Origin of the sequence: Micromonospora sp. NPDC127501, assembly GCF_040302185.1 — a bacterium.
Taxonomy (GTDB): domain Bacteria; phylum Actinomycetota; class Actinomycetes; order Mycobacteriales; family Micromonosporaceae; genus Micromonospora.
On the sequence record NZ_JBEORJ010000005.1, the window covers coordinates 209,349 to 223,789 of the forward strand.

Here is a 14,441-nt window from a genome sequence, read left to right on the forward strand (position 1 = left end):
ACAGCGGAACGCCCCGGTGGGCGAACCCACCGGGGCGTACAGCTGTGTCGTTGGGGATCAGGCGGAGTGAGCGCGCAGCACCCGGAGACCGCCGCGCCGCTTGACGGCGCGCCGCTCTTCCTCGCTCATTCCGCCCCAGACGCCGGCGTCCTGACCAGACTCGAGTGCCCACTGAAGGCACTGGTCGGTCACGGAGCAGCGCCTGCAGACGGCCTTGGCCTGCTCGACCTGCAGGAGAGCCGGTCCGGACGTCCCAATCGGGAAGAACAGCTCCGGGTCCTCGTCGCGGCAGACAGCATGGTGACGCCAGTCCATGGCGGCAACACTCCTCATTCTGGATGGGTGGCAAATATTGCTTGTCGTGCTTTTCCTATATGCATCCGCAGTGCCGAGGTGACAGTTAGCGTTCGTCCATTCGGCAGTGCGTGAGCAGGCGGTTAGCGCCGGGGACCTGCTGGAACAGCTCAACCTGACGAGCATATCCAGGCAATGTCCCGGTAACTCAAGTTCGCTTGTGAATACTTTCACGAACAGTCGTGATGTCAAGGGTGACGCTCGGAAAAACTCCGGGCGGTGAGCAAGCCCACAACCCATTTGTCCGGGTTCCAGTGCTTTCCTGGTTACCCGCCGTGCCACAGTCGAGGATCAATATAGTACAGCCCGCGTGACATTGCTGACATTTCCGGCACCTGCCCCTCGGTGTGGCGGCGACCGCGTCGATCGGTTGTGGCCACCGTCTCGACCAAGGGCAGTACCCGAGACCTAGCAGATTACTCTCAGTGCGGCCGGAACGGAGGTGAATCTGACTTTCTCCCGCTCGCCGAGATAGTCCCCGTCCAGTTGGAACGCCTGCGGACGGCTGGAGACCAGCGTGAACTCCGCCGTGTCATGGAGTCGTAACACCTGCCGGCCGCGCGGATCCGGTTGCCGGGACAGGAACTGCGTCACTGTCCGTGTTGTGCTAGCCACCCGGAGCTGACGCAACGCCAGCACATCCAGCCCGAGATCGAACGACGCCGCCGGGTTCGGGTTGACCTCCCGGTCGCCCAGGTACGTCCACGGTGCCGTGTTCTGGATGATGACGGTGGCCAGCTCGGCCTCCGCCGGCTCTCCCGGACGCTCCAGCACGATCGCCGGGTGCCGCCGGTCCGAGGCGAAGAAGTACTGATTCATGATCGAACGCAGGTAGAGCGACGGTGTGGAGACCCGCCCCTTCCGCCGGGCCTGCTCCACCCGGTGGATCACCGCGGCGTCCAGGCCGAAGCCGGCGCAGAAGGTGAAGTAGCGGTCGTCGGCGAGGCCGAGCCCCACCGTCCGGCTCCGGCCCAGCCGCAGTCCTTCCAGGATCATGCTGGTCGCCTCCGGCCACTCCCGGGGCAGACCCACCGCGCGGGCGAACACGTTGGTCGAGCCACCGGGGACGGTCGCCAGCGCGGGCAGTCGCTCGGCCATCGGCGCGTCGCCGGCGCGCGTCGGCGGTTCGGCCGTCATCAGGCCGTTCACCACCTCGTTCACCGTGCCATCGCCACCGAGGGTGACGACCAGGTCGACGCCCTCAACGGCTGCCTCCCGGGCCAGCGCCACGGCGTGTCCACGCCGACGGGTGTAGCGCACGCTGAGATCGACTTCGCTGCGCAGCGCCCGGACGAGCACGTCCCGGCTGCGTTCGCTGGTGGTGGTGGCCTTCGGATTGACCACCAGGACGGCCCGCATGGGCGGCACTGTACCTTCCGGCAGCCCGGGTATCGTGGCGCGCGTGACCATCGACTCGGACCCGATCCCCGTCACGCTCCGCTGGGCGGTCCGGCTGCTGTGGGCGGAGGCGGCCGTCGTCGGGCTGATCGCCGTCTGGTTGGTCTGGGCCGACCTCACGGCCACCCGCACCGACCTGCTGGCGGCGTTGCTGGTGACCGTGTTCGCCATCGGGGCGGCCGTGGTGCTCTGGGCCCTGGGGCGAGCGCTGCTTCGCCGTCAGGCGGGCGCACGAGCCCCCGCGATCGTGCTTCAGCTGATGCTGCTGCCGATCGGGTGGTTCATGATCCAGGCCGGCCTGGGCTGGCTGGGCGTGCCGCTGATGGCGCTCGGCCTGGGCGTGGCCTGGCTGCTGATCTGCCCTCCGACGACCCGCGCCCTCGGCTTCGAGTGACCGCGCCGGTGCGTCGGGCCGGTCAGTAGCCGCCGGAGCGGCGGGTGAGCAGCGCGATCGTGGCCCGATCGTCGGCGGAGGTGGCGGACGCCGAGGTGGTCAGCGCGGTGAGCACCTTCCAGGCGAAGGACGACTCGGCGGGCAGGGTGGCACCGCGCACCGTCGGCACGGTCACCTCGACGGTCAGCGCGTCCTCGGTGACCGCGAAGCGGCACTCCAACTCGGCGTCGCGGGTGGCGATGGCGAGCAGCATGGCGCACGCCTCGTCGACCGCGATCCGCAGATCCTCGATCTCGTCGAGCGCGAACTGCAACCGGGCCGCGAGACCGGCGGTGGCGGTGCGCAGCACGCCGAGGTAACCGCCGTCGGCAGGCACCGTGAGGTGCACCACGTCGTCGTCGATCGCTGGCTGGCCAGTCAGTTGAGTCACGCCTCATCCCCCCGGTCGGGGACTCTACCCGGTCAGTCGCCCATACGCGTGCCGGCGGTGGTGGCGTGCTCGGCCAGCTCGCGGAGCGCGGTGCCGCTGAGTCGGTAGGGAAGCCACTCGTTCATCTGCTCGGCGCCGATCGAGGCGTAGAAGCCGGCGGCGGGATTCCAGTCGATCATCCACCACTCCAGCCGCTGGTAGCCGCGTCGGACGCAGATGTCGGCCAGCGCGGCGAGCAGCAGTCGGCCTGCTCCGGTGCCCCGGGCGGCCGGCCGGACGTAGAGGTCCTCCAGGTGGATGCCGTGCACGCCGGCCCAGGTGGAGAAGTTGAGGAACCACAGCGCGAAGCCGACCGGCTCGTCGTGCTCGTCCACCGCGACGTGACCGAAGAGGGCCGGAGCAGTCGTGAACAGCGCCGAGGTCAGCTGTTCGGTGGTGAGGTGGCACTGCTCCGGGGCACGCTCGTACTCGGCCAGCTCGTGCACCATGGCGACGACGGCCGGCACGTCCTCGGGACGTGCCGGCCGGATCGTCGGGATGACCGGGGAGGTCACGCCTTCTTGGTCTCCCAGAAGATCTTCGAGATCTCGTCGATCTTCGCGAGCAGCTTGTCGGCGGTGGCCGGGTCGAGGCTGCCCTTGACGCCACCGGCGCCGGCGAGCTTGGTGGCCTCGTTGAACAGCTGGTGCAGCCGCGGGTACTTCTCGAAGTGCGTGGCCTTGAAGTAGTCGGTCCAGAGCACCCAGAGGTGGTGCTTGACCAGCTCGGCGCGCTGCTCCTTGATGATGATGGCGCGGGTGCGGAACTCCGGGTCGGTGTTCGCCTGGTACTTCTCGCAGATCATTTTGACCGATTCGGCCTCGATCCGGGCCTGAGCCGGGTCGTAGACACCGCACGGCAGGTCGCAGTGAGCGCTCGCGGTGACGCGGGGCGCAAGGATGCGCGGAAGTCGCATCGGGATCCTCCATGGGAAGTTTGCGATGATCAAAGGCGACATTACTCCTGGGGATGCTCCCCGAACCGGGTGGAGGTGAAACCAGTGGCCGCCGATCACCCGGCTGAGGTGCCCCGGTTGCGGAGGCCGCTGGCCGCCGTTCTGGTGACCGGCCCGTCCATGGTCCCGACCCTGCGGCACGGTGACGCGGTGCTGGTGCGTCCCGGTGGCCGCCCGATCCGAGCCGGCGACGTGGTGGTCGCGGTCTTCCGGACCCGGCCCGATCTGCTGGTGGTGAAGCGTGCGGTCCGGCCGCAGGACGGCGGCTGGTGGCTGCGTGGCGACAACGACCTGATCACCGATGACTCCCGGGCGTACGGGGTGGCCGACGTACGTGGACGCGTGGTGGCCCGCTACTGGCCGCGCCCCGGACGGATACCTCGTCGTCAGTTATGACCCTGCTCACATCCGGGGGGTGGTGTCGACACTATGCTCGGAAAGTGCCCGGGTGACCCCCCGCACCGCGTGCCACCGCTCGCCGCCCACCTCGCGGCGGGGCCGGCCGCCTCACATCTGCTCGACAGATCCTGGAGTCACCACCATGTCTTCGTCCACCGTGGACCCCGCTGATCCCGTCTTCGCGCTGCACCGGGGCGGCAAGATGGCCGTCACCTCGACCGTGCCGCTCACCAGCCGGGAGGACCTCTCCCTGGCGTACACCCCGGGGGTGGCCCGGGTGTGCGAGGCGATCGCCGCCGACCCCGCCTTGGTGGACGAGTACACCTGGGTGTCGCACACGGTCGCGGTGGTCACCGACGGCTCGGCGGTGCTCGGGCTGGGCAACATCGGGCCCCGGGCCGCGCTGCCGGTGATGGAGGGCAAGGCGGTGCTGTTCAAGCAGTTCGCCGGGGTGGACGCGGTGCCGGTGTGCCTGGACACCCAGGACGTGGACGAGATCGTCGCGGTGGTGCGGGCGCTGGCGCCCTCCTTCGGTGGAATCAACCTGGAGGACATCAGCGCGCCGCGATGCTTCGAGATCGAGCGTCGGCTCGACGAGGCGCTGGACATCCCGGTCTTCCACGACGACCAGCACGGCACCGCCATCGTGGTGCTCGCCGCGCTGCGCAACGCCGCGACCTTGCTCGACCGCAAACTCGGTGACCTGCGGGTCGCGGTGAGTGGCGCGGGCGCGGCCGGCGTGGCCGTGACGAAGATGCTGATCGCCGGGGGCGTCAACCCCGACCAGGTGGTGGTCTGCGACTCCAAGGGGATCATCGGCCGGCACCGCACCGAGCTGACCGGCACCAAGGCCGAGCTGGCGGCGAGCACCAACGCCGACGGCCGCCGAGGCGACATCACCGAGGCGTTGCGCGGCGCGGACGTGCTGGTCGGGGTCTCCGGCGGGCAGATCCCCGAGGCCGCGGTGGCCGGGATGGCGCCCGGCGGGATCGTGTTCGCGCTGGCGAACCCGACCCCCGAGGTGCACCCCGAGATGGCCGCCCGGCACGTCGCGGTGGTCGCCACCGGGCGCAGTGACTACCCCAACCAGATCAACAACGTGCTGGCCTTCCCCGGGGTGTTCCGCGGTGCGCTGGATGCGGGTGCCACCCGGATCACCGAGGCGATGAAGGTCGCCGCCGCGGACGCCATCGCCGGTGTGGTGGCCGATTCCCTGACCGCCGACGCGATCGTTCCGTCCCCGCTCGACCCGCGCGTCGCGCCGGCCGTGGCCGAGGCGGTCGCCGAAGCCGCCCGCCGCGACGGCGTCGCCCGCCGGTAGGCGCACGCGTCGGCCTGGGGCGCTGCGACGCGGCATGCGCCGCGGGTGTGTGCGCACGAGTGGGTCGGGGGCGCTGCGACGCGGCATGCGCCGCGGGTGTGTGCGCACGCGTGGGTCGGGGGCGCTGCGACGCGGCATGCGCCGCCGGCCTGCGCGCATGGCTTCTTAACGAGCGCTCAGCTTGTTACCGTGCCGATCATGCGTGCTGCCTTTGCCTCCCGTTTCGACGACGCCGATCCGCTCGCCGCGCTCACCGTCGGCGAGCGGCCCGAGCCGACCCCTCCGGCCGACGACTGGGTGACCGTGCAGTTGCGGGCCACCTCGCTCAACCACCACGACCTCTGGTCGCTGCGCGGGGTGGGTCTCACCGAGGCCCAGCTGCCGATGATCCTCGGCTGCGACGCGGTCGGGCTGGACCCGGAGGGGCGCCCGGTGGTCGTGTACCCGGTGGTCGTCACGCCGGGTGACCCGCGCGGGGTTTCCATCCTCTCCGAGCACTTTGCCGGGACGCTCGCCGAGCGGGTGGCCGTACCCCGATCGAATCTGATCCCGCTGCCGGACGGCATGGCGGCGACCGACGCGGCATGCCTGCCCACGGCCTGGCTGACCGCGTGGCGGATGTTGACCACCAAGGGCCGCGTCGCGGACGCCGACAGCGTGCTGGTCCAGGGTGCGGGCGGTGGCGTGGCCACCGCGGCCGTCGCGCTCGCCGTTGCGATGGGCAAGCGGGTGTACGCGACCAGCCGCGACGCCGTCAAGCGGGACCGGATCTCGGCCCTCGGCGCCATCGCCGTGGAGCCCGGTGCCCGGCTGCCCGAGCGGGTGGACGTGGTGATCGAGACGGTCGGCGCGGCCACCTTCGACCACTCGCTGAAGTCGGCCGCGCCGATGGCCCGGATCGTGGTCTCCGGCGCGACCGCCGGGCACGAGCCGTCGGTCAACCTGCGCCGGGTCTTCGCCATGCAGCTGGAGATCCTCGGCACCTCGATGGGCACGCCCGGCGAGCTGTACGAGCTGCTGGCGTTCTGCTCCGACAACGAGGTGCGCCCGGTGGTGGACAGCGTCATCCCGTTCAGCCGGATCGAGGACGCCTTCGCCCGACTGCACTCCGGCGACGCCTTCGGCAAGGTCGTCATCGACCACACCGCCTGACGCGCACCGCGCACCGCCGCGCCGCGCGCTGTCGCGCCGCGCCGCGCGCTGTCGCGCCGCGCCGCGCGCTGTCGCGCCGCGCCGCGCGCTGTCGCGCCGCGCCGCGCGCTGTCGCGCCGCGCCGCGCCGCCCGGCCCGGCCTGGCTCCGCCGCAAGATCGCGCAACATCATGGAAATAGTGGCCTCCGCGTCGTGGGAGGCCACTATTTCCTGGTTACTGCACGATCTTGGGCCGGAGCGGCCGGAGCGGTCGGAGGTCAGAGGCGGTCGTCGAAGGTGGCGATGTCGCCGCGCGTCGCGTCGGTGGGGATGCGCTTCTTGGCGGCGGCGTCGCCGTAGAGCGACCAGCGCAGGAACTCGACAGACGTGTCCGAGACGACCCGCAGCGTCGCGCCGTCGCTGAGCAGCGCCCGCCCGTGGTCGCCCTTGGGCAGGCTCAGCATCGCCTTCGGCCAGGGCACCTTGTCGTACGCCGCCCTGCCCGCCGCGTACTCCACCACCTCGTCCAACTCGCCGTGCACGAACAGTTGCGGTGCGGCCGCACCGGCGAACGCGGTGCCCACGCCGAGCGCCGTGCCCGCGAACACCACACCCGCGTCCAGCCGCTCGTCCCGGCTCGCGGTGAACAGCCCGATGGTGGTCACCCCGCCCGCCGAGTGCCCGGCCGCGGCGACCCGCTCGCCGTCCAACCGGCCGCGCAACGCGTCGCCGGCCCTGCCGTCCAGCGCCAGCACCTGGTCCAACGCGTACGACACGTCGGCGGGCTGGTTGAGCACGTCGAGGACGTTGTTGTCAGCGCCCCGCGAGGTGTGCGGGAACGTCGGCGCGGCCACCACGAAACCCGCCGCGGCCCAGCGGGTCAGCAGCGTGGCGTAGTCGTCCGGTCGCCCACCCAGGCCGTGACTGAACATCACCACCGGGAACCGGCCCTCCGCCGCCGTCGCCGACCGCTTGGCCGCGCCGCCGGACTGCCCGGCCGCCGGGTACCAGAGCGTCGTCGGCAGCGCGCGGCCGTCCCGGTTCAGCTTGAGCTGGCGTACGCCGACCGCGAAGGCGCGCTGCGGAGCCTTGCCGGCGGGGACCTGCGGTGTCGGCGTGGCGGCGGGCGGTGGTTCGACGGGCGCCTGCTGGCCCTCGGTCTTCCTGGCGTCCGAGGAGCAGCCGACCAGACCGGCCATGAGCACGGCGCTGGCCAGCAGGGCGGGGGTGACGCGACGTGGCATGAATCCGATTGTGCCTTGCCCCGCTGACGTGCCCGGTGGACTTCGACGCGGTGTGCCCGTCGACTCACCTAGCGCTGCGCGGCCGGTATCAGGCCGCAGCACGTTCGGCGAGCGGGCGTCGCCGTCGTGCGGTGTCGGTCAGTGCGCGCGGAGGGAAGGCGGCGTTGGGGTTGTACCGGTTCGTTCCGGGCGGAACGATCTCGTCGATCCGGTCGAGGGTCGCGTCGTCCAGGGTGAGCGTGGCGCCCTTGAGCAGGTCCTCCAGTTGCGGCATGGTTCGCGGTCCGATGATCGCCGAGCTGACGGCCGGATGGGCCACGGTGAAGGCGATGGCGAGCTGCGGGAGCGTGCAGCCGATGCTCGCCGCGAGGTCGACGAGCTGTTCCACGATGTCGAGCTTGGCGGCGTTCTCGGCGATCGTGGGGTCGAACTGCGCCGGCCGGAGCACGGCCCGCCCGGTCGACAGGTCGATGGGCTGGTCCCTGCGGTACCTGCCGCTGAGGAACCCGAAGGCGAGCGGGCTCCAGACCAGCACCCCCATGCCATAGCGCTGGCAGACTGGGAGGGTCGATGCCTCGACGCCGCGGGCCAGGATCGAGTACGGCGGCTGCTCGGTGCGCAGGCGTCCGAGGCCACGACGCTCGGACACCTGGTGCGCCTCGACGATCTCCTCGGCCGGGAAGGTCGAGCAGCCGAAGGCGCGGATCTTTCCGTCGCGGACGAGGTCGGTGAGCACCGAGAGGGTCTCCTCGATGTCGGTCGAGGGGTCGGGACGGTGGATCTGGTAGAGGTCGATCCAGTCGGTGTTCAACCGCCGCAGGCTGCCCTCGACGGCCTTGAGGATCCACCGCCGCGAGTTGCCGCCCTGGTTGGGCCCCTCGCCCATCGGAAAGTGCACCTTGGTGGCCAGCACGACGTCGTCCCGGCGCCCCCGCAGCGCCTTGCCCACGATCTCCTCGGACTCACCCCGGCCGTACATGTCGGCGGTGTCGACGACGTTGATGCCCTGGTCGAGGGCAGTGTGGATGATGCGGACACAATCGTCGTGGTCGGGGTTGCCGACGGCACCGAACATCATGGTCCCGAGGCAGTGGGTGCTGACCTCGATGCCGGTGCCGCCGAGCGTGCGATAGCGCATGCCGATGCTCCCTTGGGTGATTCAGTAATGATCAACTGGCACGCACCCTAGGAGCTTGAGTCGGCTCTAGGTCAACCCCTCGTTACCCTGCTCGGCATGGCTGAGGTCACCGCGAGTCTGAGCATCGGGCAGATCGCCGAACGCACCGGCTTGAGCGTGCACACCCTCCGCTTCTACGAGCAGGAGGGCCTCTTCGTCAGTCCCGTACGCCGGGGGCCGGGCGGGCGTCGCAGCTACACCCAGGACGACGTGGACTGGCTGACCGTCTGCATCATCCTCCGCACCTCCGGCATGCCCCTGCCCGCGCTCCGCCGGTACACCGACCTGGTCCGGGAAGGCGCTGGCAACGAGGAGGAACGGCTCGCGCTCCTGCGCGAGCACCACGGTCGCGTCACCTCTCAGATCGACAGGCTCACCCAGAGCCTGGACCTGATCACCTTCAAGGTCGGGGTCTACGAGGATCTGCTTGAGCAGGACCGGCGCGCAGCCGGGCCAGGTCGTCGGCGTCCTTCGGGCGGCGGGGACGTTCCGGCATCCAGACCGGGTACATCTGCTTGAACTCGATCTGGGCCGCGACCGAGATGGTCGGCGCGGTGAGCGGGCCGATCCGGCCGGGTGGGGCGGCCAGCATCCCGGCCGGCAGCGGAGTGCCGGCCCAGGATCCGGCACCGACCGTCGGTCGGCCGGCGGCATCGCGACCCAGGTACGCGAAGCTGACCTCCACGTCGGCGGCGAACAGGTCGAGCAGCGACTCCACCGGCATCCGCGGGTCGGGAAGCCAGCCCCGGGCCAGCAGCAGGTCGGCCAGCCGGTCGGCGTCGTCGCGCCAGCAGTACCAGTCCACGTCGAGGTGCGGGCGGGTCACCGCGCCGAGCTGGAAGTCCATCGCCCAGCCGCCGCGCAGCCACACCGGAATGCCGTCCGCCCCGGTCACCGCGACGACCTCGGCGATGCTCGCCAACTGCCGGCGCGCAAGCTCGTCCACCGGGAGACCGTACCGGTGTCGGCCGGGTCAGTGGGCCGGGCGGGACTCGTAACGGGTCAGGGTGGGGGAGTGGGCGTCGGCGGGGAGGCGGGTACCGGCTGCCCGGTCGCCGTAGAGGGTCCAGCGCAGGAAGTCGGTGGTGGTGGCGAGGACCGGGGCGAAGCCCGGGTGGCCCGGCGTGAGGTACGCGCCGTGGTCCTGGCCCAGCAGGCTGAGGAACGCAGCCGGCCCGGGGGTGCGCGCGTACGCGGCCCGGCCGACCGTCACCGGCACCACCGGGTCGGCAGTGCCGTGCACGAAGAGCACCGGCGCGGCCGGCCCGGCGAAGCTGCCCGGCAGCCCGCCGCCGGCGATCACGATCCCGGCGCGTAGCCGGGCCGGGTGCCCCTCGCTGAACATGCCGGAGGTGGTGAAACCGCCCGCGGAGTGCCCGGCGGCGGCGACCGAGGTCAGGTCGAGGTGTCCGGCGAGGGGATCGACCCGGCTCCGGTCGAGGTCGCCGAGATACCGGATCAGTCGCCAGGCGTCGGCCGGCTGGTGGCGTACGTCGGCGCGGGTGAAGGTCGCGGCACCCTGTCGGGTGTGCGGGTACGCGGGTGCGGCCACCACGAAACCGGCCGCCGCCCAGCGGGTGGTCAGGCCGGCGTGCAGTTCGGGGAGGCTGCCCAGCCCGTGGCTGTAGATCACCACCGGGAACCGTCCGGCCGCCACCTGATCGGTCGACGCCGGGTACCAGATCGTCACCGGCAGGGGGCGCGCCGAGCGCGGATCGAGGGTGAGCGTACGCACGCCGACGGCGTACGACCCCTCGGGCGCCCGACGCGCCGACACCGGCCCGGTGGCCCCGCCGGCCACGGCCGTGGCCGGCGCACAACCGGCCAGCAGCGCTGTCACCAGTACGGCCATCAGCCGGCCCGCCCCCATCGTTCCACGGTAGGTGGCCGGGCGGGCGTAGCGGTCCCGCCGTCCGGCTCGGGTGCACCCGCCACCTGGTCGGGTGACCTCCGCCGGCCGGGTCCACCCGTGGGACGCCGCCGGCCGGGGACGGTGCGGCGTGACCAGCTTCGCTAGGGTCACCGGCATGCCTGAGAACTACACGGACCCCAGCGGCAACACCGAGGCGTTCCGCGCCTTCAACCAGACGCCGGAGACTGCGGCGCCGACGGAGGCCCCGTCCCGCCTGCCGCTCATCATCGGTGCGGCAGTGGTCGTCGTGGTGCTGGTGGCACTCGTCGCCTGGCTGGCGACCGGCTGACCGAGTCGCCAGGCTGGCGCCGCACTGATCAGGTCGCCTGGCTGCGGCCGCACTGAACGGGCTCTACCGACTCGCGCGCACCCTCGGGCCTCCCGGGGGTGCGCGCCTCGAACGGCGTCAGGCCGCCCCGACCACGTCCCGGGGGTGCGCGCCTCGAACGGCGTCAGGCCGCCCCGACGACGTCCCGGGTCTGCCGGGCGATTTCCCGCTCCTCGTCGGTGCGGATGACGCAGACGCTCACCTCGGCGCCGTCCGGCGAGATCAACCGGTCGCCTTCGCCGTCGTTGCGCGCGTCGTCCACGGTGATGCCGAGCCGGTCCAGGCCGGCCAGCGCGGCGGCCCGCACCGGCCCGGCGTGCTCGCCGACCCCGGCGGTGAAGGTGATCGCGTCGACCCGTCCGAGCAGCGCGTAGTACGCCCCTACGTAGCCGGTGATGCGCCGGCAGTACACGTCGAAGGCCAGCGACGCCGCTCGATCACCGGCCGCCCGGCGTTCAAGCACCTCGCGCATGTCGTTGACCCCGGTCAGCCCGAGCAGGCCGCTGCGGTGGTTGAGCAGGTCGTCGATGTCGTCCACCGACAGCCCGCCCTCGCGGCGCAGGTGGAAGATCACGGTCGGGTCCACGTCGCCGCTGCGGGTCCCCATCACCAGCCCCTGCAACGGGGACATGCCCATCGAGGTGGCGACGCTGCGACCGTTCGCCACCGCGCAGGCGCTGGCCCCGTTGCCCAGGTGCAGGGTGATCGTGTTGACCTCGTCGTACGGGCGGCCCAGCAGCTCAGCGGTGCGCCGGGACACGTACGCGTGCGAGGTGCCGTGAAAGCCGTACCGGCGGATGTCGTACCGCTCGGCGGTCTCCCGGTCGATCGCGTACGTCGAGGCGGCCTCCGGCAGGGTGTGGTGGAACGCGGTGTCGAAGACGGCGACCTGCGGGACGTCCGGCAGCGCCGCGCGGGCCACCTGGATGCCGGCCAGGTTGGCCGGGTTGTGCAGTGGGGCGAGCGGCACCAGATCCTTGATCGCGGCCAGCACCGCGTCGTCGACGAGTACCGGTGCGCTGAAGGTCCGGCCACCGTGCACCACCCGGTGTCCGACCGCCGCCAGCCCGGTCGGGTCCAGCCCGTCCAGGATCTGCCGCACCGCCTCGGTGTGGTCCGCCGGGCCGCCACCGGGTTCACCGATCCGCTCGACGGTGCCGTGGTCGAGTGCCCGGTCATCGTCGTAGCGGCGCCACTTCACCGACGACGACCCGCAGTTGAGCACCAGCACCTGACTCACGACGCCTCCTCGGTGGCCGCCTGGATGGCGGTGATCGCCACCGTGTTGACGATGTCCGGCACCGTGGCGCCACGCGACAGGTCGTTCACCGGCCGCCGCAGGCCCTGCATGACCGGGCCGACGGCGACCGCCCCGGCGGAGCGCTGCACCGCCTTGTACGTGTTGTTGCCGGTGTTCAGGTCCGGGAAGATGAAGACCGTGGCGTGCCCGGCGACGGGGCTGTCGGGCAGTTTCGTGGCCGCCACCGCCGGGTCGATCGCCGCGTCGTACTGGATGGGCCCCTCGACCAGCAGGTCGGGTCGGCGCTCCCGGACCAGCGCGGTGGCCGCGGCGACCTTCTCCACGTCGGCGCCCGCGCCGGAGCTGCCGGTCGAGTACGACAGCATGGCCACCCGGGGTTCGATACCGAACCGGGCGGCGGTGTCGGCCGACGAGATCGCGATGTCGGCGAGCTGGGCCGCGTCCGGGTCGCGGTTGACCGCGCAGTCGCCGTAGACCAGCACCCGGTCGGCGAGCAGCATGAAGAAGACGCTGGAGGCCACCGAGACGTCCGGCAGCGTACGAATGATCTCGAACGCCGGCCGGATGGTCGCGGCGGTGGTGTGCGTGGCGCCGGAGACCATGCCGTCGGCTCGGCCGGTGGCCACCATCAGCGTGCCGAAGTAGTTGGGTTGCGCCACGATGTCGTGCGCCAACTCGGCGGTGACGCCCCGGTGGGCGCGCAGCCGGGCGTACTCGGCGGCGAAGTCGTCGCGCCACTCGCTGGTGCCCGGGTCGACCACCTGCACGTCGCCGAGGTCGATGCCCAGCTCCCGGGTGCGACGGGCGATGTCGTCCGGCCGGCCGAGCACCGTCAGCTCGGCCACCCCACGCCGTAGCAGGATCTCCGCCGCGCGCAGGATCCGCTCGTCGGTGCCCTCCGGCAACACCAGGTGCCGGGGCTTCGAGCGGGCACGGTCGATCAGCTCGTTCTCGAACATCAGTGGGGTGACCCGCGCGGACCGGCTGACCCGCAGTCGACGGGCCAGGTCGTCGGTGTCCACACAGCGCTCGAACGCGCCGAGCGCGGCCTCCACCTTGCGGGGATTGGACGCGCTGGGCCGGCCCTCGATGCGACTGGACGCGGCCACCGTGTCGTAGCTGTCGCTGCGCACGGAGAGCACCGCCAACCCGGTGTTGAGGCCCTCCACCAGCCGCATCACCCTGGGGTCGGGCTGCTCGCCGAGGGTCAGCACCAGCCCGGCCACCGACACCTGCCCGGCCACGTGCGCGGCGCTCGCGGCGACGAGCAGGTCGGCCCGGTCCCCAGGGGTGATCACCAGGGCGCCCTCGGTGAGGTGGCCCAGCAGGGTCGGCACGTGTGCCGCGCCGACCACGAAGTCCAGCACGTCGCGACCGAGCGCGGCGTCGTCCCCGGCCAGCAGGGTGGCCCCGAGCGCCGCCGCCACCTCGGCCACCGTCGGCGCGGACACGCTCGGCACCTCCGGAATGGCGTACGCGGGGACCGGCAGGTCGGGCAGCGTCATCGGCTCGGTCACCCGGTTGGCGATCACCGCGAGCACCGTCGCGCCGAGGTCGGCCAGATCGTGGTACGCCCCCCGCATCGCCGACGCGACCGCCGCCGGCTCCTGCCCGAAGCCGTCCACCACCGGCACCACCACGCTGCCGAACTCGGTGGCCAGCCGGGCGTTGAAGGCCAGTTCCCGAGGGTGGGCCGGGTCGCCCGGCTCGTCGAAGTCACTGCCCACCACGACCACCGCCGGGCACTGCCGCTCCACCGCCCGGTAGCGCTCGACGACGGCGGAGATGAGCTGCTCCCGTCGGCCGTCGGCGACCAGCGCCGAAGCCTCGGCGTAGCTCGCCCCGGCCAGCTCGGACAGCGGCACCTCGACCCGGTAGCGCTCGCTCAGCAGGGCGAGGATCGGGTCCTGGCCGGTGTCGGCCACCAACGGCCGGAACACGCCGATCCGCCCGACCTGGCGGGACAGCAACTCCGCCAACCCGAGGGCGATCGTCGACTTGCCCCCGCCGGACCCCACGCTGGTGAGGTAAACACTCCGAGCCACGTTCCCACCCCCTGCCCGTTGATCAAGAAGTTTGCGTCAGCTCCGGCCCCCAT

At 71.8% G+C, this 14,441-nt stretch carries 17 protein-coding genes; 6 read left to right on the forward strand and 11 right to left on the reverse strand.

Features of this window, described 5'->3' with window-relative positions; translation table 11 throughout:
* Positions 1–57: 57 nt before the first annotated feature.
* Together ABTW72_RS13670 and ABTW72_RS13675 are read right to left on the reverse strand one after the other, a co-directional pair.
* A complete protein-coding gene (locus tag ABTW72_RS13670) occupies positions 58–315 on the reverse strand; it encodes a WhiB family transcriptional regulator (protein ID WP_007072794.1) in 258 nt (85 codons plus the stop codon).
* 447 nt (positions 316–762) lie between these two features.
* The gene (locus tag ABTW72_RS13675) at positions 763–1,713 is read right to left on the reverse strand and encodes a diacylglycerol/lipid kinase family protein (RefSeq protein ID WP_350858302.1); all 951 of its coding nucleotides are present in this window, start codon (positions 1,711–1,713) and stop codon (positions 763–765) included.
* Between the two features lie 43 nt (positions 1,714–1,756).
* Between ABTW72_RS13675 and ABTW72_RS13680 the strand changes: the two genes are divergently transcribed.
* A complete protein-coding gene (locus tag ABTW72_RS13680; protein ID WP_238659528.1) occupies positions 1,757–2,146 on the forward strand; it encodes a hypothetical protein in 390 nt (129 codons plus the stop codon).
* A gap of 22 nt (positions 2,147–2,168) precedes the next feature.
* On the opposite strand, the gene ABTW72_RS13685 is transcribed toward ABTW72_RS13680, so the two are convergent.
* The 3 genes from ABTW72_RS13685 to sodN are packed head-to-tail and all read right to left on the reverse strand — an operon-like array spanning position 2,169 to position 3,531.
* Positions 2,169–2,576: an ATP-binding protein gene (locus tag ABTW72_RS13685; protein ID WP_091406059.1), complete on the reverse strand. Its 408-nt coding sequence runs from the start codon at positions 2,574–2,576 to the stop codon at positions 2,169–2,171.
* 32 nt (positions 2,577–2,608) lie between these two features.
* Positions 2,609–3,130: a GNAT family N-acetyltransferase gene (locus tag ABTW72_RS13690; RefSeq protein WP_350858306.1), complete on the reverse strand. Its 522-nt coding sequence runs from the start codon at positions 3,128–3,130 to the stop codon at positions 2,609–2,611.
* Positions 3,127–3,531 carry a superoxide dismutase, Ni gene (sodN, locus tag ABTW72_RS13695; protein WP_350858309.1) on the reverse strand — a complete coding sequence of 135 codons (405 nt, stop codon included), beginning with the start codon at positions 3,529–3,531 and terminating at the stop codon, positions 3,127–3,129. The genes ABTW72_RS13690 and sodN overlap by 4 nt, the downstream gene beginning before the upstream one ends.
* A gap of 84 nt (positions 3,532–3,615) precedes the next feature.
* Between sodN and ABTW72_RS13700 the strand changes: the two genes are divergently transcribed.
* The 3 genes from ABTW72_RS13700 (at position 3,616) to ABTW72_RS13710 (ending at position 6,442) form a co-directional block, all read left to right on the forward strand.
* On the forward strand, positions 3,616–3,966 hold the full coding sequence (locus ABTW72_RS13700; protein ID WP_350858312.1) for a S24/S26 family peptidase: 351 nt from the start codon (positions 3,616–3,618) through the stop codon (positions 3,964–3,966).
* Positions 3,967–4,111: 145 nt separating this feature from the next.
* Complete coding sequence (locus ABTW72_RS13705) at positions 4,112–5,290, forward strand: NAD(P)-dependent malic enzyme (protein WP_350858314.1); 1,179 nt, start codon at positions 4,112–4,114, stop codon at positions 5,288–5,290.
* 189 nt (positions 5,291–5,479) lie between these two features.
* Complete coding sequence (locus ABTW72_RS13710) at positions 5,480–6,442, forward strand: zinc-binding dehydrogenase (RefSeq protein ID WP_350858316.1); 963 nt, start codon at positions 5,480–5,482, stop codon at positions 6,440–6,442.
* A gap of 257 nt (positions 6,443–6,699) precedes the next feature.
* Here ABTW72_RS13710 and ABTW72_RS13715 read toward each other — a convergent pair whose 3' ends face one another.
* Positions 6,700–7,665, reverse strand: a complete 966-nt coding sequence (locus ABTW72_RS13715) for an alpha/beta hydrolase family protein (protein ID WP_350858319.1) — start codon at positions 7,663–7,665, stop codon at positions 6,700–6,702.
* A gap of 88 nt (positions 7,666–7,753) precedes the next feature.
* Complete coding sequence (locus ABTW72_RS13720; RefSeq protein ID WP_350858322.1) at positions 7,754–8,803, reverse strand: aldo/keto reductase; 1,050 nt, start codon at positions 8,801–8,803, stop codon at positions 7,754–7,756.
* Between the two features lie 96 nt (positions 8,804–8,899).
* On the opposite strand from ABTW72_RS13720, the gene ABTW72_RS13725 reads away from it, so the two are divergent.
* Positions 8,900–9,361, forward strand: coding sequence for a MerR family transcriptional regulator (locus ABTW72_RS13725; RefSeq protein ID WP_350858325.1), 462 nt, complete (start codon positions 8,900–8,902; stop codon positions 9,359–9,361).
* Here ABTW72_RS13725 and ABTW72_RS13730 read toward each other — a convergent pair.
* On the reverse strand, positions 9,243–9,788 hold the full coding sequence (locus ABTW72_RS13730) for a nucleotidyltransferase domain-containing protein (RefSeq protein WP_350858326.1): 546 nt from the start codon (positions 9,786–9,788) through the stop codon (positions 9,243–9,245). The genes ABTW72_RS13725 and ABTW72_RS13730 overlap by 119 nt on opposite strands.
* A 27-nt stretch (positions 9,789–9,815) precedes the next feature.
* A complete protein-coding gene (locus tag ABTW72_RS13735) occupies positions 9,816–10,712 on the reverse strand; it encodes an alpha/beta hydrolase family protein (protein WP_350858329.1) in 897 nt (298 codons plus the stop codon).
* A gap of 157 nt (positions 10,713–10,869) precedes the next feature.
* On the opposite strand from ABTW72_RS13735, the gene ABTW72_RS13740 reads away from it, so the two are divergent.
* On the forward strand, positions 10,870–11,043 hold the full coding sequence (locus ABTW72_RS13740) for a hypothetical protein (protein WP_167362491.1): 174 nt from the start codon (positions 10,870–10,872) through the stop codon (positions 11,041–11,043).
* Positions 11,044–11,206: 163 nt separating this feature from the next.
* Here ABTW72_RS13740 and ABTW72_RS13745 read toward each other — a convergent pair whose 3' ends face one another.
* Entirely contained in the window at positions 11,207–12,322 is a 1,116-nt protein-coding gene (locus tag ABTW72_RS13745; RefSeq protein WP_350858332.1) for an acetate/propionate family kinase, read from the reverse strand.
* Positions 12,319–14,388, reverse strand: coding sequence for a phosphate acetyltransferase (pta, locus tag ABTW72_RS13750; protein ID WP_350858335.1), 2,070 nt, complete (start codon positions 14,386–14,388; stop codon positions 12,319–12,321). Before pta ends, ABTW72_RS13745 begins: the two co-directional genes overlap by 4 nt.
* Positions 14,389–14,441 lie beyond the last annotated feature (53 nt).

Excerpts from the sequence above, each read along its gene's own strand:
- ABTW72_RS13670 (WP_007072794.1), bottom strand. The coding sequence starts at position 315 with ATGGACTGGCGTCACCATGCTGTCTGCCGCGACGAGGACCCGGAGCTG.
- ABTW72_RS13675 (WP_350858302.1), bottom strand. The coding sequence starts at position 1,713 with ATGCGGGCCGTCCTGGTGGTCAATCCGAAGGCCACCACCACCAGCGAA.
- sodN (WP_350858309.1), bottom strand. The coding sequence starts at position 3,531 with ATGCGACTTCCGCGCATCCTTGCGCCCCGCGTCACCGCGAGCGCTCAC.
- ABTW72_RS13705 (WP_350858314.1), top strand. The coding sequence starts at position 4,112 with ATGTCTTCGTCCACCGTGGACCCCGCTGATCCCGTCTTCGCGCTGCAC.
- ABTW72_RS13715 (WP_350858319.1), bottom strand. The coding sequence starts at position 7,665 with ATGCCACGTCGCGTCACCCCCGCCCTGCTGGCCAGCGCCGTGCTCATG.
- ABTW72_RS13720 (WP_350858322.1), bottom strand. The coding sequence starts at position 8,803 with ATGCGCTATCGCACGCTCGGCGGCACCGGCATCGAGGTCAGCACCCAC.
- ABTW72_RS13725 (WP_350858325.1), top strand. The coding sequence starts at position 8,900 with ATGGCTGAGGTCACCGCGAGTCTGAGCATCGGGCAGATCGCCGAACGC.
- ABTW72_RS13735 (WP_350858329.1), bottom strand. The coding sequence starts at position 10,712 with ATGGGGGCGGGCCGGCTGATGGCCGTACTGGTGACAGCGCTGCTGGCC.
- ABTW72_RS13740 (WP_167362491.1), top strand. The coding sequence starts at position 10,870 with ATGCCTGAGAACTACACGGACCCCAGCGGCAACACCGAGGCGTTCCGC.